The sequence below is a fragment of the Dyadobacter sp. LHD-138 genome (genome assembly GCF_030929615.1).
In the GTDB taxonomy this organism is placed as follows: Bacteria; Bacteroidota; Bacteroidia; order Cytophagales; family Spirosomataceae; genus Dyadobacter.
Genome location: NZ_JAVFVU010000013.1, coordinates 77,775 through 98,758 on the forward strand (window position 1 = coordinate 77,775; position 20,984 = coordinate 98,758).

Here is a 20,984-nt window from a genome sequence, read left to right on the forward strand (position 1 = left end):
AAAAGAATTTATCATGAAATTTATAGAATCCATCATCAAACGTCCGTCGATGATTATCGTGCTTTTCGCGATTCTCTCCATAGGCGGTATATTTTCCTATCGGCTGCTGAGTTATGAATTGTTACCGGAATTTTCGGTACCCATTGTAACAATTACAACGCTTTATCCGGGTGCGGCGCCCTCGGAGGTTGAATCAGAAATCAGTAAAAAAATTGAGGACGCCGTTTCAGGACTGGATAATATCGATGACGTTACTTCGAAATCATACGAAAGTGCATCGCTGGTTATTGTCCAGTTAAAACCCGGAACGGATATTGATAAAGCGCTGGAAGATGCACAGCGGGATATCAACAACATGGTCAGTGATTTGCCTGATGATGCGGAAACGCCCTCACTGTCAAAAATATCGCCAAGTGACCAGCCGATTATGCAGCTCCTGGCTACCTCGTCATTGCCGAATGAAGTGTTTTATCAGCAGGTTGAGGATAAATATTTACCGGTTATCCAGCAGATTGCCGGTGTGGCCGAGATCAGCATGGTAGGAGGGGACCAGCGTGAGATTCGTGTGAATGTGAATGATGATAAATTGAAATATTACGGGTTGTCCCTTTTGCAGGTGACGCAGGCTATCAACCAGGCGAACCTTGATTTTCCAACGGGAAAAGTGAAAAGTGCTTCGGAAAATATGACGCTTCGTCTGGCTGGGAAATTCAGCTCGCTTGACGATATCAGAAATCTGGTTATCTCAACATCAAAAGGAGGAAGTCAGGTACGCGTTGGTGATGTGGCTGACATTACGGACGGCCTGGGTGAAAGAGAAAGTATCAGTCGGTATAACGGACAGAATGGTATCGGGCTTTTTATCAAAAAACAGTCGGATGCCAATGCGGTTGAGATCAGTCGTCTGGTTCAGCTGAAATTGTCGGAAATTGAAAAGGCCAATGCAAAGGATAAGGTACATTTCGCGATTGCTTACGACAGCAGTATTTTTACACTGGAATCTGTTGAAGCAGTAACTCACGATTTGATACTGGCCGTCGTATTAGTGGCGGCGGTAATGCTCTTGTTCCTGCACAGTTTCAGGAACGCATTTATCGTCATGGTTTCGGTTCCGGCTTCTCTGGTTTCAGCGTTTTTGTTCATGTACGTGATGGGTTATTCGCTTAACCTGATGACATTGCTAGCGCTTTCGCTCGTGATCGGTATTCTCGTGGATGACTCGATTGTGGTGTTGGAAAATATCCAGCGACATCTTGAAATGGGTAAGGACCGCTGGCAGGCAACGATTGACGGGGTGACTGAAATCGGATTTGCAGCCCTTGCCATTACGCTGGTGATTGTGGTGGTTTTTGTTCCAATCACGATGGTAAATTCGGTGATTGCAGATTTGCTGCGCCAGTTTTCGTTAACGGTTGCTTTCGCGACGATGATTAGTCTTTTGGTGAGTTTTACCTTAACGCCCTGGATGACGTCCAATATGGCGCGTATCGAACACCTGGATCCAAAAAATCCTTTTCAGCGGTTTTTGCTTTGGTTTGAAAAACAACTTACTGCACTTACTACCTGGTATCACGGAAGTCTGGAATGGGTTTTGACGCACAAATTAATGTTCACAGGTGGGCTAATCGCGTTGTTTGTCGTGACAGGCTGGGTAATGGGCCTGGGCATTATTGGTCAGGAGTTCGTGGCGCAGGGTGATCAGGGTAAATTTTTATTGACGATGAAACTGGATAAAAGTGCATCGTTGCAGCAAAATAACCTGACAGCCAGAAGCATCGAAGAATACCTTCGGAAAAAGCCGGACGTGACCACCATTTTTGCAAATGTTGGGGGGGCGAGTACGGGTATGAACAGTTCGGGACAGGGAGAAACAAACCGCACCGAGTTAACCGTTGAACTTAAACCATTAACCGAACGCAGTGGTTTGGTACCTACCGAAACGTATATGCTGAACGTGCGTAAGGAACTTGAAAGGAAATTTGCCGGTATCGAATTCAGCTCGGCTATTGTGGGGATGGTAAATTCAGGATCTGCGCCTATAGAAATATTTTTGGCAGGAAACGACCTGAAAGAAATTCTGGCGTCAGCTGATGATCTGGCGAACCGCTTGAAAAAAACACCGGGTGCGAACGACGTGAACGTGTCGGTAGAATCGGGAAATCCCGAGGTGCGTGTGGACATTGATCGTGAAAAAATGGCCAGACTTGGTCTGACGATTCAGACAGTCGGAGCGACAATGCAGAATGCTTTTGCGGGAAATGACGACTCTAAATTCCGTGATGGCGGGGAGGATTATGAGATCCGGATCATGCTGGATGCCTTTGACCGGAAAGATCCTGACGATGTGAAACACATCACATTTTTCAGCCCATCGGCCAATCGTCCGGTGCGTCTGGAAGAATTTGCTGATGTGACTTTAAGCACGGGGCCATCGGTGCTGGAACGAAAAAATCGTCGTTCTTCTGTCACAGTAACGGCTAACACGCTGGGTATAGGTTCAGGAACGCTGGTTGCCAATATTCAGGCTGATCTGGCAAAAAACCCGCTTCCGGCCGGTGTGACTATCACCTGGGGAGGTGATGCAAAAAACCAGAGTGAAGGTTTCGGCTCACTTGGGCTGGCGATGCTGGCGGGGCTGATCCTGGTTTATTTCATCATGGTCTTGCTTTACGACAGCTTTGTCTACCCGTTCGTGGTATTGTTTTCAATCCCCGTTGCGGTGATCGGCGCATTGCTTGCACTGGCCTTGTCGTCTTCAAATATCGGGATTTTTGCACTTTTAGGAATGCTGATGCTGATTGGTCTGGTCGTTAAAAATGCGATCCTGATCGTCGATTTTGCAAACCAGCAGAAAACATTGGGCGTGCCTTTCAGACAGGCAATTCTGCACGCAGGTGAGGAGCGTCTACGTCCGATTTTAATGACCACCATCGCGATGGTAATCGGTATGGTTCCGATTGCGACCGCGTCGGGTGCCGGAGCGGAATGGAAAAACTCACTCGCCTGGGTATTGATCGGCGGATTAACAAGTTCGATGATCCTGACAATTTATCTCGTTCCGATGGCCTATTATCTGGCCGACCGGCTTGGTGAAAAATGGACATCGTTCCGTTCGAAATCCAAATCTGAAACTTCGGTTGCCACATTGGCACAATAACATTTAAATGGATTATTACGATGAAAAAGCAACTTCTTGAACTACTGAGCAGAACGACAGGATTACCGGCGTCTTCCATTTCCGCGGAATCTCATTTAATGAAAGACCTCGGATTTGACAGTCTGGATACGATTGATCTCGTGCTGCAAATGGAAGATCACTTTCATGTCGCTATTCCGGATGAAGACTATGATAAACTTCAGACCGTTCAGCAGATAGAAAATTATTTGTCGGCGAAACAGCTGGCCTCTGCGTGAAAATAAGGAGGATCGCTAACTGAGATACATGGACATTCGAATAAATAAAGGCAATGAGAGTAATTATTGTAGGCGGAGGATTTGCAGGCATTAACCTTGCGCTGTCATTGGCTCATAACATCAAATTTCAGGTTACCCTTGTCGACAAAAATAGTTATAACTTTTTTCCGCCATTTCTCTATCAGGTAGCGTCCTCATTTTTTGAACCGTCACAAATCAGCAACCCTTTCCTGGAATTATTTTCAGGAAAGGAAAACCTGACTTTTCATAAGGGGAAGCTGGAAAGGGTTATTTCTGCTGAAAACAAAATCATTTTGTCGGACGGGTCGCTGGAATATGATTATCTGGTATTGGCCACCGGAACGGAAGCCAATTTCTTTGGAATAAAGAATATCGAAAACCATGCACTTCCCATAAAGACAATGGAAGACGCCATGGCTTTGCGCAGCCGTTTGATGCAGCAGACAGAAAAAGTGTTAAAATCGAAAGCATCAGAGGAAGTAAAAAAGGCACTTACTTTTGTTATTGCGGGCGGCGGTTCGACGGGCGTTGAGGTAGCCGGAATGCTGGCAAATATTAAAAAGGATGTTTTAAAATATTCTTATTCCGGCTTGCAAGGAACGGCATGTGAAATTTATCTGGTACAGAAAGATCCTGTTTTACTGCCCCTTATGCCGGAAATATCGCGGTTGGACGCATATCGGTATCTCCATGATCTGGGCGTAAAAATTCTGCTGAATACCCATGTGAAAGATTTTGTCAACGACGAAGTTTTGCTTTCGTCCGGAGCAGTGATCCACACAGAAAACCTTGTCTGGACTGCCGGAACTCAGGGAAGGATGCTAAAAGGGCTTCCAGGAAATATTTACGGAACGGATAACAGGATCCTGGTTGACGGATACAACAAAGTAGTTGGCACGTACAATATTTTTGCTATTGGAGATATGTGTTTGGAAACGGATGCCCCCGGATATCCTGATGGACATCCGCAGGTAGCGCAGGTAGCCATTCAGCAGGGCGAAAATCTGGCGAAAAACTTTCAGCTGATGGCAGAGCACCGGGAGCTGGAAAAGTTCGTTTACAAGGATCCTGGTTTTTCTATAATAACAGGGAAAATGAGTGCCGTAATGGGCTGGAATAGGTTTAATATTCATCTGGCGGGAAAGCTGGCCTGGTTCATGAACATGATTGTCCATTGGCGTCCGATGACACGCCATACCAACCGCTATAAAATGTTCTACTACGGCGTTAGGTCGTATTTATTTAAAAGCCAATTTTTTAGGAGGATGTAATAAAAAGAATTTTGAATGCTATGAAAAAAATAGATCTGTTTCTGCAAACAATACTCTACAAAACCATCGAGGACCTGTCAGATGCCTCGGTTCATTATCTCATTTACGCCAGGTATTTTTTCTACGACATTCAAATGAAAGAATACCGGCCGGTACATTTTAATAAGAATTCGATCAAACGCATCGAATTGCTTGCAGACGGACTTAAATGCAAAATGATGCTGGACGGACAAGATAACGACGATATTTTTTCGATTATTATTCCTTTTCATTTGATACGAAAGGTGTCCCGCTTTTATCAGTCGGGGATAAAACAGGAAGAAACCCTGTTCTGTAACCAGTATATTTAGCAGGATTAAAAACGTACGCCGTTGTCCAGCAAATCCTGCAAGGCAACTTTTTCATGCCTGAGTAATGGCTCTAGAATTTCTGGGTCAACCCTTTCACTGGACGCAAGTGAAAAGAAAAATCCTTGAAACGGCGCATAAACGGCTTCAAAAATAACTTTTGCCCGCTCATAGTGATAGTCCGAGGTTATGATCGTCATGGCCTCCGGATTGTATTCTTCAATAACCCATTTGGATAACGTTGCATCTTCGACGGAATGACGCGATTCTACCAACGCCAAAATATCCTCTTCCGGAATACCCGCTGCAATAAGCCTTTGTTTTAAATGATAGGCGTGCGGTTTGTCGCTTGTATTGAAGTGTGTACCAAATCCTCCGGTCAGTATGATTTTGACCTTTTCTTTGGCATAAACAGACAAGCAGGTTTTCAAACGGCTTTCGGCCATCGCACTCAATGTCCCGTCGGCGGCGTTGGGTGACCCCAATACTAAAATCAGTTTCATGATCTTTTTTGTACAAAAGTACTTGAGGGAGATAAGCTCCTCATTAATGACCGATTTTTGGTGTTTTTATAAAATTCATTTTTGATTTATTTTTATTGTTTTCGAAAAATAGAATTAGATAGTTTTTATTCTATGAAAATCGAAATCAAACGATATGGATTTGTATTTAATTTTTATGTTCACATTTAAATAGTACAACTTCTGATTACCCTTTTTTTGTATATCGCTGGGTATGTGTCTACTAGTTATTGTGTCTTTTGTACACTATTATCAAAAAAACATATTTCCCAAAAGGTTCCGCAAACGTTCCCGGCAACGTGTGCATAAAAAAAATCAAATAAAGATTTGTATTCTACCAAGTGCCTAAATAGACTTGATCATGGGTTTTAGGTTGATTTACTATTGAAAATCGCAGTAAATATTGGTATTATTATATTTAATTGGTGTGATCATATGATGAAAAATGGTTTACTTATTTTACTTCTTCTTAGCCTTACGCTGAGTGGAATGGCACAGACCCGCCAGTTAAAAGGTGAGGTCAGGGATGGTATTACGAAAGATAAGCTGCCGGGCGTTTCGATTCTGGTGAGAGGTACACGCACCGGGACCACAAGCGATGCGGAAGGTAAGTTCACACTGGACATTCCGGCGACGGGAAGTTCGGTGGTGATCAGCTATGTTGGTTTTATCAACCAAACTGTTGAAGTAGGGAAGCGTACTTTTTTGGAAGTAACGTTGGAACCGGACGTAAAGTCGCTCGACGACGTCGTGGTGATCGGATATGGAGAACAAAAAAGATCTCACCTGACGGGGGCCGTGGCGACGGTTAAGATCAATCAGATCGATGAATTACCGGTAGGGGATATTTCCTCTGCACTGGCCGGAAAACTGCCGGGTGTATCGGTAAACGGAGGAACGGCCCGTCCGGGAACACCTGCGTCTATTGTGATACGTAATCCGACGAAAGCGTCAAAAGACGGCGGGAGCAACTCGCCACTGTTTATTATTGACGATGTGATCAGGACGGAAGCCGATTTTCAGCTTCTGGATGCCTCTGAAATAGAAAACCTGTCTATTTTGAAAGATGGTGCTGCGGCCGTTTATGGCGCGCGGGCAGCTTTGGGTGTTGTAGTGGTGCGAACCAAAAGAGGAAAGGCCGGTAAACCGCAGGTTAATTATACCACGACTTTCGGCAGCTCGGAGGCAACCTATAAGCCCAAAGTGATGAATGGCGTGCAGCTGGCGACTTATCTTAATGACTACAATAAGACCAAAGGTCTTGCACCGACGGATCCTGAATATTATTCAGCCGATGAGCTTGAACATTTTAAGAACAACAATTACAACTGGTTTGATATGGCCTGGAAGCCGTCTATGAACACCCGCCATGCTTTGAATATCAGCGGAGGAACGGAAAAGGCGACGTTTTTTGCCGGTGCTACTTATTTCTATCAAAACGGAAATGTCGACAACATCAATTACAAAAAATGGAATTTCCGCGCAAGTGCCGACGTGAAGGTGACCAACAATATCAAGATCGGACTTGGTGTAAGCGGTAACCTTTCTGATAACAAATTATTTTATCTGAAACAGGGAGGTGAAAACGTTGAAAAGGACGTAACCAATCTTTTAAATACGCCGCAGTTTATTCCGCCTTACGTTAATGGTTTGCCGGTTTTGTTGCCGGGTGGTTCCGGAGCAACGGGTTTCCACTTTTTTGAAGCACAGAAACTGAACAACTATACCCGTGCGAGAAACACGGTGCTGAACATCAACGCTTATCTGGAATATAACGTGCCGTTTGTTCCGGGGTTAAAAGTGAGAACGGTTTACAATAAAAACCTGGGCAACGACTGGGGGAAACAGTTTGGGACGTATTACAAGACCTACGGGTTTTCAATGCTGGGCAACAACAAACATATTTATGGAGGCACGCCAAATACGGCAACCCGGCTTAATAATGGTGACAGGTTAAGGTTCAATCCGGGTTATTCCGATGGCTATCAGATGAACGTCAACCTGAGTTATGCAAGGGAGTTTGGCAAACATTCGGTGAGTGCGCTTGCGTTGGTAGAGCAATCCGAAATTTACACGGAAAGCATTGCGACCATGAAAGAAGGTATTTTTGAAGGTGGAAACGATTATCTGATGTCGGCCCTGGGCGCCAAGGATATCGGTCCTAACCTGGCCAATGAGAGCGGAATTTTATCGTATGTCGGCAGGCTGAATTATAGTTACGGTGAAAAATATCTGTTTGAAGTTTCTTTCCGCCGTGATGCTTCTACCAAATTTGCCCCTGAATACCGTTGGGGGACGTTCCCGCAGCTTTCGGCTGGTTGGGTGATTACGGAAGAGAATTTCTTCAAACAAAAAGTGGCTTTCGTTAACTTCATGAAACTGCGGGCTTCCATCGGATTTTTGGGCGGCGACCGTACCGCAAGCTGGCAGTGGATGCAGCGTTATACGCCACAGGCATCCAACGGCGCGGTGTTTGGAGGGAACAGTGACAGAACGGTGGGGATCAAACTGGAAAAACTGCCTAACTATTTCGGTCGCTGGGATGATGTTACCAAGAAAAATATCGGTTTGGACGCGTCGTTCCTGAATAACAAATTGTCAACAACAATTGATGTTTACCACGACCACGGATACAATCTTTTAACGACACTTTCGTCGTCGGTTCCGCTGACAATCGGGTCGGTGATGCCTTCGGAAAACTATGAAACGGTAAATTCTTTCGGATTGGAGTTTTCAACGGGCTGGAATGACAAAATCGGCAAGGATATAAACTACAACGTAAATGCTTTTCTGGCATGGAATGATAACAAAAATGTGTTGGTAGATGTAGCAGCGACCAACGTAGGCTCATGGCTGGATCCGACGGGAAGATCAACCGACCGCGGCGTGCAGGGATATCAGTATCTGGGTATGTTCAGATCTCAGGACGATGTAAACAAATTCCTTGAAACAAACGCGAATTATACGATTTTCGGTCAGGCTCCAAAACCGGGTATGCTTTATTACAAAGATATTCGTGGCCCAAGACAAACGGATGGCACTTATGCTGCGCCCGACGGAAAAATCACGGAAGATGATCTGGACTGGCTGACGAACAAGGAAAGTAATCATTATACTTTCGGTTTGTCGTTTGGAATTGGCTATAAAGGTTTCAAACTGGATGTAGTTACGGCTGGTTCTTTCGGCGGACAGGCAACGATCGAAGGCGATGCAAGAAAAAGAGCAGGCAAGGATGTGTCGCGGCCGGCATTTTGGGCAGACCATTACACCCCGGAAAACACAACAGCCGCTTATCCTGATCCCTTTTATGAAGACACCTATTCGGTCGTTTCATCTTTCTGGTTCAGAAATTCATTCTCGTTCAGAATGCGCAGCCTTAACTTGTCGTACGCACTGGGACAAAATGTGGCCAAACGTTTGGGCGTGACTTCTCTGAAAATCATCGGTGTAGCCATGAACCCTGTTAATTTTTATAACCCATACAATTATAAAGATGCAGCCGGCGCCTACAACGTGTATCCGGTGATGAGAACCTGGTCGCTTGGACTAAACCTTACACTTTAAAATTCAGCAATAATGAAAACAAGATATATCATAGCCATACTGTCAGCCATAACCCTTTCCGGTTGTGAAAAGGTATTGGATAAAACGGACCTTTCCGCCTTCAATGAAGATCAGGTATTTAACGACTCACTTTTGGCAAGAGGTTATGTTGACTACGTTTATGATCAGAACCTGCCTGTGTGGCCCACCGGTGATTTTCTTAAATGTACCGATGAAATCTCCGGAGAAACAAGATTTTTTGAGGGAACCGTGCAGGTGAATACCGTCGCTGATTTCGGAACGTCGGTCAACGCGACCAATAACTATGGCAAGATCCGTTCGATCAACCAGTTTTTATTGAAAATGCCTAACAGCGTTTTGAGCGAAGGATATAAAAAGGAGTTGCAGGCGCAGATTACTTTTTTCCGTGCTTACCGCTATTTTGACCTGGTGCAATTGTACGGAGGTGTCCCTATCGTGCTGGAACCGCTTGAAGGCGTGGGGCAAGCAGCGAAGGATGAAGCCGCTATTCCCCGCAGCAGTACTTCCGCCAGCATTCAGCAGATTGTGAAAGATCTGGATTACAGCATTGCCAATTTGCCGGGAAAATGGTCAAACAGCAACGACTGGGGAAGAATTACAAGCGGGGCCGCCGCAGGATTTAAAGGAAGAATCCTTTTAAACTGGGCCAGTCCGCAGTTTAATCCAAACGATTTGCCGGATCGTTGGCAGTCGGCTTACGATGCCAACAAAAAAGCAATAGACATGCTTACCGCCAACGGATTTAAGCTTCATACCAGCTTTAAGGATTTATGGTTTACAGAAGCGAACAATCCCGAGGCGGTTTGGGTAACCTGTTACAACAATAAAGTAGGTGATCAGATTAATAAAAACCAGACCTGGGATAACAATACAAGGCCGTCATATCTGGGTACCGGAAGTGGCTCAAACCAGCCAACCTGGGAACTAACGCAGGCCTTTCCGATGAAAAACGGTAAGGATATTACCGAACAGGGGGCGGGGTATGATGCCAAATTGTTTTACAAAAACCGTGATCCTCGCTTTGACAATACCATCGCATTTAACGGTACAACCTGGCCTATCAACGGAAACACGGGTTATCGTTTGTGGACCTACATGGTCGACAATAAAACCGTGGAGCAAAAAGCAACGGCGACCGGTTTCTATTGCCGCAAGGCGATTGATCCTAATCTGGCGACAGGGGCTGTGGCAAACAGCGGAACAGACTGGATTGAAATGCGTTATGCCGAAGTGATGTTGAATTTTGCGGAATCTGCCTGTGGAGTTAACAAGCTGGACGAGGCTTACAAACAACTGACCGAAATCAGAAAACGGGCCGGTATTGATGCGGGTGCAAACGGACTTTATGGCTTGAAGGCCGATATGACCAGGTCAGAAATGTTTGAAGCGATCCTGCACGAAAGGCAGATTGAGCTTGCCTTTGAAGGAAAACGTTTCTGGGATTTGCGCCGCTGGAAACTGTTTGAATCAAAACTGAACGGGAAAAGAAGAAATGGTGTAACGATTAACCTTAAAACATCAGCCATTTCTGCGGCAGCGTTTGCAGCACAGCGCGATGGTATGAACCTGGACTCGGTCTATAAAAATTACCTTGAAATTGTTCCGAAACAACTCGACACAAAATATGCGATCAAATGGCTTCCTGAATATTATTTCTTTGCCATTCCGTCAACTGCCCTGACCAATAACCCAAGATTGGAGCAAAATATCGGCTGGCCTTCAGGCACTTTTGATCCTTTGAAATAAATTAGCATACTCAATCAGATTTTTCATTATGAAAGCTAAACACGTTTCCTTTTTTTCGTTACTAGTACCGGTTTTTCTGGGGGCACAGGCCATGGCGCAGTATCCGAAAATACCCGCCGCGGCTCAAAAAACCAGTGATTCCTTACTGGCTGAGGCAAACAAACGATCGGATATTGCATGGCAGAAAGCCTGGCCGGTGATTGAACAGGAAGCAAAAAACGGCAAACCTTATATACCCTGGGCAGCCCGTCCCATTGACCTGCCACAGTCCGATATTCCTGCTTTTCCGGGAGCGCAGGGAGGCGGCGCTTTCAGTTTTGGAGGTCGTGGAGGTAAAGTTTATGTTGTGACGAGCCTGGCCGACAGTGGACCGGGTACGCTTCGTGATGCCTGTGAAAAAGGTGGCGCGCGTATTATAGTTTTCAATGTGGCAGGTATTATCCGTATCAAAACACCTTTGATTATCCGTGCGCCATACATTACGATTGCCGGACAAACGGCACCGGGCGATGGAGTTTGTGTAGCCGGAGAAACAGTTTGGATCAATACGCATGACGTTGTAATACGCCATATGCGTTTCCGCCGGGGCGAAACTTTTGTTGGCCGCAGGGATGATTCCATAGGCGGTAACCCAATCGGAAATATCATGATTGACCATGTTTCGGCAAGCTGGGGACTGGATGAAAATATGTCGATGTATCGTCACATGTACAATGACAGCACGGGTATTGCCGAACAAAAATTGCCGACGGTAAACATCACCATCCAGAATTCGATTTTTTCTGAAACGCTGGATACCTGGAACCACTCGTTCGGCAGTACGCTTGGTGGTGAGAATTGTACTTTTATGAGAAATTTATGGGCCAATAACGCCGGAAGAAATCCTTCGATTGGCTGGTTTGGCGTTTTCAATTTCGCGAATAATGTTGTGTTTAACTGGGTTCACCGTTCCATTGACGGCGGGGATTACCGCGCGATGTACAACATCATCAATAATTATTTCAAACCGGGACCGCAGACACCAAAAAATGCACCGATCGGACATCGTATCTTGAAACCGGAATCGGGAAGAAGCAAACTGGATCACCTGGTTTTCGGCCGCGCTTATGTAAACGGGAATGTCATGGAAGGTTATGACAAGATCACACAGGACAACTGGGATGGCGGTGTGCAGGTGGAAGAGCAGGCCTCGACTGGGAAATACCGTGACCATATCAAATGGAACAAACCACTTCCTATGCCAGAATTCCCGATCATGAGTGCGAAAGAATCTTTTGACTATGTGCTCGCAAATGCGGGTGCAACGTTGCCAAAACGTGATCCTGTGGACACCCGCGTGACCACACAGGTACGTACAGGAAAGATCAATCCGATTGAAGGTGTAAAATTACCAACGACACAATTCGAGCATCGCCGTTTACCGATTGATTCTTACAAAAATGGTATTATCACGGATGTATCGCAGGTTGGGGGATATCCGGAATATAAGGGGACACCTTACAAGGATTCAGATAACGATGGCATGCCGGACGATTGGGAAATTAAATATGCCTTAAATCCGAAGGACCCGTCTGACGCGCAGAAGGATATGAGCGGAGACGGTTATTCAAACATCGAGAAATTTATCAACGGTATTGATCCTAAAAAGAAAACGGACTGGAAAAATCCAAAGAATAATTTTGATACGCTGGCTTCGTCCAAAACGGATTCCGGCAGAAAATAGGTTTCCATGATCCGTCCGTCGGTGGAAAAAACGTCGGAAAGGCCCGGACTTCCTTCGGATGGCTTTTTTGCCATCCGAAGGATAGAAAAAGATCGATTATTAAAGTTACAATGAATGCCCTTGAGAAAAATAAATTACACTTCAACAGCTAACATGTTAAATACAACCCTGTTTTTACTTGGGTTGTATTTGCTTGTTTCTGCACCGGTTATTGCACAAAAAAAGGTAAAGCCACCGTCACCGGTTTCCCTTGGAAAAGACGACGGGCTGGTTTATGTACCGGATTCTCTGGGGAACCGGATTTTGGATTTTTCTCACAGCGGTTATATGGGCGGAAACGCTCCTGTACCCGATGTTGCCGTTAAAGTTTTGGTTCCGGCAAAACCGGGTGACGCAACTTTACGAATTCAATCCGCGCTTGATTATGTAGCAGCTTTGCCATTGGGGCCCGATAACATCCGCGGAACGGTGTTGCTCGAAAAGGGTAGCCATGTTATTAACGGAAGTCTGCTGATCAAAAATTCGGGTGTAGTATTAAGAGGAAGTGGTGCAATGCCGGGCGGAACCGTACTGTTGGGTGATGGAAAAACAAGAGAAACCATTGTCAGAATACTGGGAAAACCCGATCGGAAAACAGAACAAGAAATCAGGATCACTGATGCGTATGTGCCGGTCAATGCCACCGTTTTTACCATAGAAAACCCTGGATCCTTGAAAAAAGGGGACCGTGTCCGTATAAAACGCCCCTCAACCAAAGCGTGGATACAAACCCTGAAAATGGAAGAATTCGGGGGAGAAACGGGTTGGCTGGGTTGGAAACCGGGACAGCGGGATGTTATTTGGGATAGAACCATTATATTGGTTTCGGGTAACCGTGTCACACTGGATGCGCCCATCACGACGGCGTTGGATCAAAAATTCGGAGGTGGGACCATTGCTTTATACGAATGGACTGGACGTATCAGCCAGGTTGGTGTTGAAAATCTGAGTATTGAATCTGCCTTTGATCCGTCGAACCCAAAGGATGAAGACCATCGCTGGATGGGCATCACCTGGGAAAATGCCGAAAATGGCTGGGTGCGTCAGGTGAATTTTAAAAATCTGGCCGGTTCGGCCGTAGCGGTCTATGAAACAGCGTCAAAAGTTACAGTCGAGGATTGTAAATCATTAAATCCTGTATCGGAAATCGGCGGACAGCGCCGTTACACTTTTTTTACGCAGGGCCAGCAGACACTGTTCCAGCGGTGTTATGCAGAAAATGGATATCATGATTTCTCGACGGGCTTCTGTGCAGCCGGGCCGAATGCTTTTGTGCAATGCGAGTCGCACATGCCGTTCAGTTTTAGCGGCGCCATTGACAGCTGGGCTTCCGGAGTTCTTTTTGATGTCGTCAATGTGGATGGCAATGCCTTGCGTTTTAGTAATCGCGGGCAGGATGGCCAGGGAGCGGGATGGACTGCTGCCAACAGTGTGTTTTGGCAATGTTCTGCTTCAAGCGTTGATAATTTTAATCCGCCGACGGCAACGAATTACGCCTTTGGGATATGGGCGCAATTCGCAGGCGATGGTTATTGGGAAAACGTTAACGAACATATCCAGCCGCGCAGTTTGTATTACGCGCAGTTGTCTGAAAGACTGGGGAGTGACGTTTTACAAAGGGCATTTATCCTGCCAGAAAAAACAGAAGCTTCCAGTAGTCCGACGATCGCTCAGGCCGCAGCATTGTCTGCCGGATCGAACGAGCCGGCACCCCAGCTTTCTGCCTGGATTGATGCTGCCAGTCAGCGAAATCCGTTGGCAATAACCATTACATCCGTAAAAACCATTGATGAAATTGGGATTAAGCGTCTGGTTCCTGTGAAATCGCAACCGGTGTTAACCCTAAAAAATGGCTGGCTTGTCCGGGGTGACAAAGTGATTACAGGGGGCCGTCAGGAAGTGCCGTGGTGGAGAGGGAGTACCAAATCCCATGACGTTGCCGCAGCCAAACCTCACATCACCCGTTTTGTTCCGGGCAGATATGGGAATGGACTGACGGATGATCTGGAAGAAATGACCGACTCGCTGGTTGCCAATAATGTAACGACAATCGATCATAACTATGGATTATGGTATGATCGCCGGAGGGACGACCATGAACGGATCCGTCGTTTCGATGGGGAAGTTTGGGCGCCTTTTTACGAACAGCCTTTTGCAAGAAGCGGCAGGGAAAATGCATGGGACAATCTTAGTAAATACGATTTGACGAAGTATAATGTTTTCTACTGGGGCCGTTTGCAAAAATTTGCCGATCTGGCGGACCGGAAAGGCCTGATACTTTATCACCAGAATTATTTTCAGCATAATATTCTTGAAGCGGGCGCGCATTATGCCGATTCTCCGTGGAGGTCTGCCAACAATATTAATAACACGGGTTTCCCCGAGCCTCCGCCCTATGCGGGAGACAAACGGATTTTTATGGCAGATCAGTTTTATGATATCAGCCAGCCGGTTCGTAGGGCATTGCATACGGCTTACATCCGGAAATGTCTGGACAATTTTGCTGAAAATAGTAGTGTCATTCAGTTCATCAGTGCCGAGTATACGGGACCGCTGCATTTCGTGAAATTCTGGCTCGATGTAATTGCGGAATGGGAAAAGGAAAAGGGTAAAAACACGCTGGTCGCTTTGAGCACGACCAAGGATGTGCAGGATGCAATTTTATTAGACCCTGCCTATGCGGCAATCGTGGATATGATTGATATTCGTTATTGGCATAAAAAAGAAGACGGGACATTTTACGCGCCTGAAGGTGGCAAAAATCTTGCACCAAGGCAGCACGCCAGAATTCAGAAAACGGGTAAGGTTTCATTTGAATCTGTCTACAAAGCGGTGCTGGAATACCGCAGCAAGTATCCCGGTAAGGCCGTTTTGTATTCTGCCATGGGTCATGATGCTCATGCCTGGGCTGTTTTTATGGCAGGCGGTTCGCTCAGCGCAATGTCCGGAATTTTAGATACAAAACTGTTGTCGGAGGCCTCAGTCATGAAGCCACTGACCGGATCGAATGAGCCTTATGCGTTGTTGGATCCGGATGGAGGAATGATCGTCTACCGGGAGGTTGGAAAAACCGACTCGCTGGATTTGAGCGCTTTGAAAGGACAGTATATCCTGCGAAAAATCGATGTGAAAACCGGAAAAATATCGGGCCGGGAAGAAAAAGTAAAAGGCGGGCAGTACCTACCGGTAAAACTGACGGAGGGTACCCCGGTTGTTTTATGGCTATCGAAAAAATGATCCTGAAAATGAAAATACAGCTATATCTTTTGGCCGGTTTCTTGTTTACGGTTTGTTCCTGTTCAAAACACAGCGTGGGACCTGCTGTGCTCAAAACAGAAAATTACCGTCACCATGTTGAACATTTTAACCGCATGGAAGGTGAAAACAAGGTTAATGCCATTTCCAATGCGCAGTCGTGGGACTGGATGAAAGCCAATATTCCGTTGTTTGATTGTCCCCAGGACAACTTCCAGGAGATTTATTATTATCGTTGGTGGACTTTTCGTAAACACATTCACCAAACGCCGCAAGGGTTTATTATCACCGAGTTTTTGGTTGACCGGAATTATGCCGACAAATACAACATGATCAGTTGTGCACTCGGGCATCACATTTATGAAGGGCGTTGGCTGCACGACCAGCGTTATCTGAATGACTACGTCCATACCTGGTATCGGGGGAATGAAGGAACGAGAATGAAAAAATTACTCACTTTCAGTAGCTGGACGGCGGATGCACTATTGAACCGGTATAAGGTCAATAATGATCAGGCATTTTTACTGGATATGCTGCCTGATCTGGAATCGGAGTACAAGGCCTGGGAAAAAGACCGGCGAACGGAAACCGGGTTGTTCTGGCAAAGTGATGTAAAAGACGGAATGGAGGAGTCGCTGAGCGGAGGACGCAGGGAGCAGAATGCACGCCCAACGATCAACAGTTATATGTTCGGAAATGCAAAAGCGATTGCATCGATTGGTTTGATGAAAGGCGATGAAAAGTTATCCGCCTTGTACCAATCCAAAGCCGATACGCTGGCAGATCTGATAAGAAATAAGCTCTGGAACAACGAAAGCGAGTTTTTTGAAACGGTAAAAAAGAGAGGAGCGGGGGCTTTTGCGGGCGTTCGTGAAGCGATCGGTTTTACTCCCTGGTATTTTAATTTACCGGACGAAAAGTACGATGCTGCCTGGAAACAGGTGTCGGATCCGCAAGGGTTTCTGGCGCCTTTTGGACTTACCACGGCGGAGCGCCGCCATCCTGAATTTCGTACGCACGGATGTTGCAAATGTGAATGGGATGGCGCTGTGTGGCCGTTTGCCAGCGCTCAAACGCTGACCGGTATGGCAAACCGGATGAACGACGATAAGCAAAAGACTTTGGCTGATACAACCTATTTCAAACTGATGGAATTGTATGTAGAGTCGCAGTACTATCGGGGGAAACCTTACGTAGGTGAATATCTTGACGAAACGACGGGTTATTGGCTCAAGGGTGATCAGGAACGCAGCCGGTATTACAATCATTCGACTTTTAATGACCTTGTTATTTCCGGATTGGTCGGTTTGCGGCCAAGGACGGATCGTGTGATTGAGGTTAATCCTTTGATCCCTCAGGAAAAGTGGGACTGGTTTTGTCTGGACAATGTTTTGTATCACGGAAAAATCCTGACCATTCTTTGGGATAAAAACGGAGATCATTACAAGAAAGGAAAAGGATTGCAGGTTTTAGTGAATGGCAAAAAAGCAGGCTCGTCGGATAACATCGGGCGGATTCTGATCAGGGAATGGTAGCGCCCGTCCGACGGCTTTTTCGCCGTCGGACGGGTAAAAACAAAATGAAATATAAAATGAAAAAACTTAAACTGACATTTCTGATTGGGGGACTGTTTTACCTGATCAGCGTCGCGGTAAAATCGCAAACCTGGAAGGATGGTATTGTGAAGGATGAGTTTATTTTTGAAAAAGCACCTTTTCCCGAAAGTCATGCCGCGACAATTGCCGAAACACCCGGCGGACTGGTTACCGCATGGTTTGGCGGTACCAAAGAGCGGAATCCGGATGTTGGAATCTGGATAAGCCGGTTGGTGAATGAGCAATGGACAAAACCGGTTGAAGTGGCCAATGGAATTGTAAGTGATACCCTCAGATACGCTTGCTGGAATCCTGTTCTGTATCAGGTGCCCAAAGGAGACCTCCTGCTGTTCTACAAGGTTGGACCGAATGTGGCGGGATGGAAAGGATTTATGATAAGCTCAAAAGATCAGGGTAAAAGCTGGTCCAAACCCAAAGCATTACCGTACGGGTTTATTGGCCCTGTCAAAAACAAGCCTGTTTTATTCGCAAACGGCGAATTATGGTGCCCGTCCAGTACCGAAGGAAATGGCTGGAAAGTGCATTTTGAAGTAACATCGGATTTTGGTAAGACATGGCGGAAAGTCGGGCCGATCAATGACGGAAAAACGATCAATGCGATACAACCAAGCATACTAACGCACAAAAATGGCGATTTGCAGATTTTGTGCCGGAGCAGAAATCGCTCGATTGTGGAGTCCTGGTCAAAAGATCAGGGGAAAACCTGGTCGGAAATGCAATTGACCAATATGCCCAATAACAACGCAGGGACGGATGCGGTTACGTTAAAAGACGGTCGCCAGTTACTGGCTTATAACCATGTCAAAACGCCGGAGCAAGAAAAGAAAGGGTCGAGGACACCGCTCAATGTGGCAATTTCAAAGGATGGAAAAAACTGGGAAGCTGCTTTAATTCTGGAAGATTCTAAGGTAAGTCAGTATTCCTACCCCTCGGTGATTCAGTCGGCCGACGGCATGGTTCACATTGTTTACACCTGGCGGCGCGAACGGATTAAGTATGTTAAAATTGACCCGGTGAAATTGAAGACAAAACCGGTTGTGGATGAAAAATGGCCTGGGTTATTGTAATTTGATTTGTATTTATTAAAAAATGAGAAGGCGAGGTGTTAAACAATAGTATGGTTAGCATGACGATGTTTTGTTGTTATGGATTGCGAAAATGAATATCCAAGACTCATTAAGTCTCCTCATTTTCTAATTCAACCGGGTCTGGAACCTAATAGGAGGCTCCTACGGAGCCAGGATATGCGATGTTTTGCCGAGATTTCTATAAACAGGAGGCTCCCATTGGAGCCGGGATACACAATGTAATGTCGAGATTTCTTTAAACAGAAGACTGCTTTTAGAGCGGGGATATAAAACGTAGTATCAGGCTTTCCAAAACCGAGAGAATTTTCATCGGAGTGGGGAGGTAAGTGCAAGGCTGAGATTTTCTATAAACAAGACGTTCACCGGAGTCGTTGATAAATAAAATGTATTGCCAGGATTTTATAAACCGGTGCTGTGCCGAAGAATGCCGCTTCACAAAATATCCAGAAAATAAACGCCTCATCGAGGCCTCCTATTTCTAGTCAAATGCCGGCTTCGGGAACAATCCGGCTCCGTAGGAGCCTCCTGTCTGGTGATAAGAAAGGGTTTCGGGGAAGATTTACAAATTGAAATATATGTTGATAATCAAAATATTATTAAAAAAGCGGATACCTGAATGATATTTTCAAAAAACTATAAATTAACCCGGATGTTTTTCGCGATACCGCTATTATTCCTGCTGATTTTGAACGGAAAAAGTCAGGGTGTAAAAAAGGAGGAACGATATAAAATTGCCGTGATCGACCTGATGATCCTAAAACGTCAAAAGATCAGCGCACTGCCGTTGGCAAAAGAAATTGGTGCGGACGGTCTGGAAATCGATATGGGTGGGTTGGGTAACCGTGAGACTTTCGATAACAAACTGGCAGACCCTGAAATCCGAAAACAATATCAGGAAAAAGCCAAAGCGCTGAACCTCAAATTTTGCTCACTGGCCATGACGGGTTTTTATGCCCAATCTTTTGCCAAAAGGGAAGGTGTAGATAAAATGGTTGGGGATTGCATCGAGACCATGAAACAAATGGATATCAAGGTCGCATTTCTGCCGCTGGGTGTTCAGGGCGACCTTGTTAAAAATCCTGAATTACGTCCGTTGATTGTTGAAAGGCTGAAAAAGATCGCACCGGTGGCTGAAAGGGCAGGAGTGGTCATCGGCATTGAGACGGCATTAGACGCGACCGAAGAGGTGAAGTTGTTAAAAGAAATTGGTTCGAAGTCCGTTCAGATTTATTTCAACTTTTCGAATCCTCTGGAAGCCGGGAGGGATGTAAACAAGGAATTGAAGATCTTAGGCAAAAACCGGATTTGCCAGATTCATTGTACGGATAAGGATGGAGTCTGGTTGGAAAACAATACCCGTCTGGATATGAAAAAAGTGAAAAATACCCTGGATAAAATGGGCTGGAAAGGCTGGCTGGTGGTAGAGCGCTCACGTGATGCCACCAAACCACAGGACGTAAAAGGAAATTTTGGGGCAAATACGGCCTATTTAAAATCGATATTTCAATCCACTAAATAAAACAAATTATGAGAAAGATCTTAACTTGTATCATGTTGACTTTTTTAACCAGCACCACGTTGAAAGCTCAGGACCATACAGATCAAGAGACCGTTTATACCAAAAACTTAACCGAACGGGCCGGGAAAATCCTCAATCCGATTCAGTTGACAGATTCTGCACAATACAAAAAAGTTCGGGGCGTGATTGTGGCACAATATCGAAATCTCAGCGCGGTTCATGAAGAGAAGAAAACAAAGCTATTGGTTGAAAAGGAAAAAAATGAAAGCGATAAGTCAATCAGGGATGCAAATCTGAAAGCCATTGACGAAGCGACAAATGCCAGGTTATCGGCTTTACATAGAGATTACATCAAAGAGCTCTCAGCCAGTCTGACGAAAGAGCAGGTAGATCTGGTGAAAAACGGTATGACCTATGACGTGCTGAACGTCACCTATAAAGCATATCAGGACATGATTCCTTCGCTCAAAACAAAGGAAAAAGAACAGATATTAACCTGGCTGACCGAAGCGCGGGAGCTCGCCATGGACGCCGGTACCTCCGATGGAAAACATCAGATTTTTGGAAAATACAAAGGACGCATCAACAATTACCTGTCCGCGGCGGGTTATGATCTTCAAAGAGAACGCAAAGCGTGGGAAGAAAGGCTGAAAACTGCGAAATCGAACGGGCGTTAGAATTTTATCTGCGGTGATTTGGGTTTTCTTTGCAATGTTGTCAAATGAAATCGCCTGATCGGATTGCGAAGTCAGTGCCACCGGTTATCCGCCTCGTATGTTCCAATAAACTGGTTCGCTGGACGGGATTGGCAGGGTAAAAACCTGATTGTACCGTCTGAG

The 20,984-nt window shown here is 45.6% G+C and carries 13 protein-coding genes; 12 read left to right on the forward strand and 1 reads right to left on the reverse strand.

What is annotated here, in order from left to right:
* Positions 1-13 precede the first annotated feature (13 nt).
* From RB622_RS11900 to RB622_RS11915, 4 genes are read left to right on the forward strand one after another with little or no spacing between them, the layout of a single operon-like run.
* Positions 14-3,157 (forward strand): efflux RND transporter permease subunit, encoded by a 3,144-nt coding sequence (locus RB622_RS11900; protein WP_308046771.1) that lies wholly within the window; start codon positions 14-16, stop codon positions 3,155-3,157.
* Positions 3,154-3,414: an acyl carrier protein gene (locus RB622_RS11905; protein WP_409021423.1), complete on the forward strand. Its 261-nt coding sequence runs from the start codon at positions 3,154-3,156 to the stop codon at positions 3,412-3,414. Before RB622_RS11900 ends, RB622_RS11905 begins: the two co-directional genes overlap by 4 nt.
* A 53-nt stretch (positions 3,415-3,467) precedes the next feature.
* The gene (locus RB622_RS11910; RefSeq protein WP_308046772.1) at positions 3,468-4,706 is read left to right on the forward strand and encodes an NAD(P)/FAD-dependent oxidoreductase; all 1,239 of its coding nucleotides are present in this window, start codon (positions 3,468-3,470) and stop codon (positions 4,704-4,706) included.
* A gap of 20 nt (positions 4,707-4,726) precedes the next feature.
* Positions 4,727-5,056 (forward strand): hypothetical protein, encoded by a 330-nt coding sequence (locus RB622_RS11915; RefSeq protein ID WP_308046773.1) that lies wholly within the window; start codon positions 4,727-4,729, stop codon positions 5,054-5,056.
* 5 nt (positions 5,057-5,061) lie between these two features.
* Here the strand turns inward: RB622_RS11915 and RB622_RS11920 are convergent, their stop codons facing one another.
* The gene (locus RB622_RS11920; protein WP_308046774.1) at positions 5,062-5,556 is read right to left on the reverse strand and encodes a YdcF family protein; all 495 of its coding nucleotides are present in this window, start codon (positions 5,554-5,556) and stop codon (positions 5,062-5,064) included.
* 453 nt (positions 5,557-6,009) lie between these two features.
* Here RB622_RS11920 and RB622_RS11925 point away from each other — a divergent pair, with 453 nt between their 5' ends.
* The 8 genes from RB622_RS11925 (at position 6,010) to RB622_RS11960 (ending at position 20,822) form a co-directional block, all read left to right on the forward strand.
* Positions 6,010-9,138, forward strand: a complete 3,129-nt coding sequence (locus RB622_RS11925; protein ID WP_308046775.1) for a SusC/RagA family TonB-linked outer membrane protein — start codon at positions 6,010-6,012, stop codon at positions 9,136-9,138.
* 12 nt (positions 9,139-9,150) lie between these two features.
* Positions 9,151-10,905 carry a RagB/SusD family nutrient uptake outer membrane protein gene (locus tag RB622_RS11930; protein ID WP_308046776.1) on the forward strand — a complete coding sequence of 585 codons (1,755 nt, stop codon included), beginning with the start codon at positions 9,151-9,153 and terminating at the stop codon, positions 10,903-10,905.
* 28 nt (positions 10,906-10,933) lie between these two features.
* Positions 10,934-12,628 carry a polysaccharide lyase gene (locus RB622_RS11935; protein ID WP_308046777.1) on the forward strand — a complete coding sequence of 565 codons (1,695 nt, stop codon included), beginning with the start codon at positions 10,934-10,936 and terminating at the stop codon, positions 12,626-12,628.
* 153 nt (positions 12,629-12,781) lie between these two features.
* Positions 12,782-15,904: a DUF6298 domain-containing protein gene (locus RB622_RS11940; protein ID WP_308046778.1), complete on the forward strand. Its 3,123-nt coding sequence runs from the start codon at positions 12,782-12,784 to the stop codon at positions 15,902-15,904.
* An 8-nt stretch (positions 15,905-15,912) separates the two neighbouring features.
* Entirely contained in the window at positions 15,913-17,457 is a 1,545-nt protein-coding gene (locus RB622_RS11945) for an MGH1-like glycoside hydrolase domain-containing protein (protein WP_308046779.1), read from the forward strand.
* Between the two features lie 56 nt (positions 17,458-17,513).
* A complete protein-coding gene (locus tag RB622_RS11950) occupies positions 17,514-18,605 on the forward strand; it encodes a sialidase family protein (protein WP_308046780.1) in 1,092 nt (363 codons plus the stop codon).
* 637 nt (positions 18,606-19,242) lie between these two features.
* Complete coding sequence (locus RB622_RS11955; RefSeq protein WP_308046781.1) at positions 19,243-20,145, forward strand: sugar phosphate isomerase/epimerase family protein; 903 nt, start codon at positions 19,243-19,245, stop codon at positions 20,143-20,145.
* A gap of 8 nt (positions 20,146-20,153) precedes the next feature.
* Complete coding sequence (locus tag RB622_RS11960; protein ID WP_308046782.1) at positions 20,154-20,822, forward strand: DUF3826 domain-containing protein; 669 nt, start codon at positions 20,154-20,156, stop codon at positions 20,820-20,822.
* Positions 20,823-20,984: the final 162 nt, after the last annotated feature.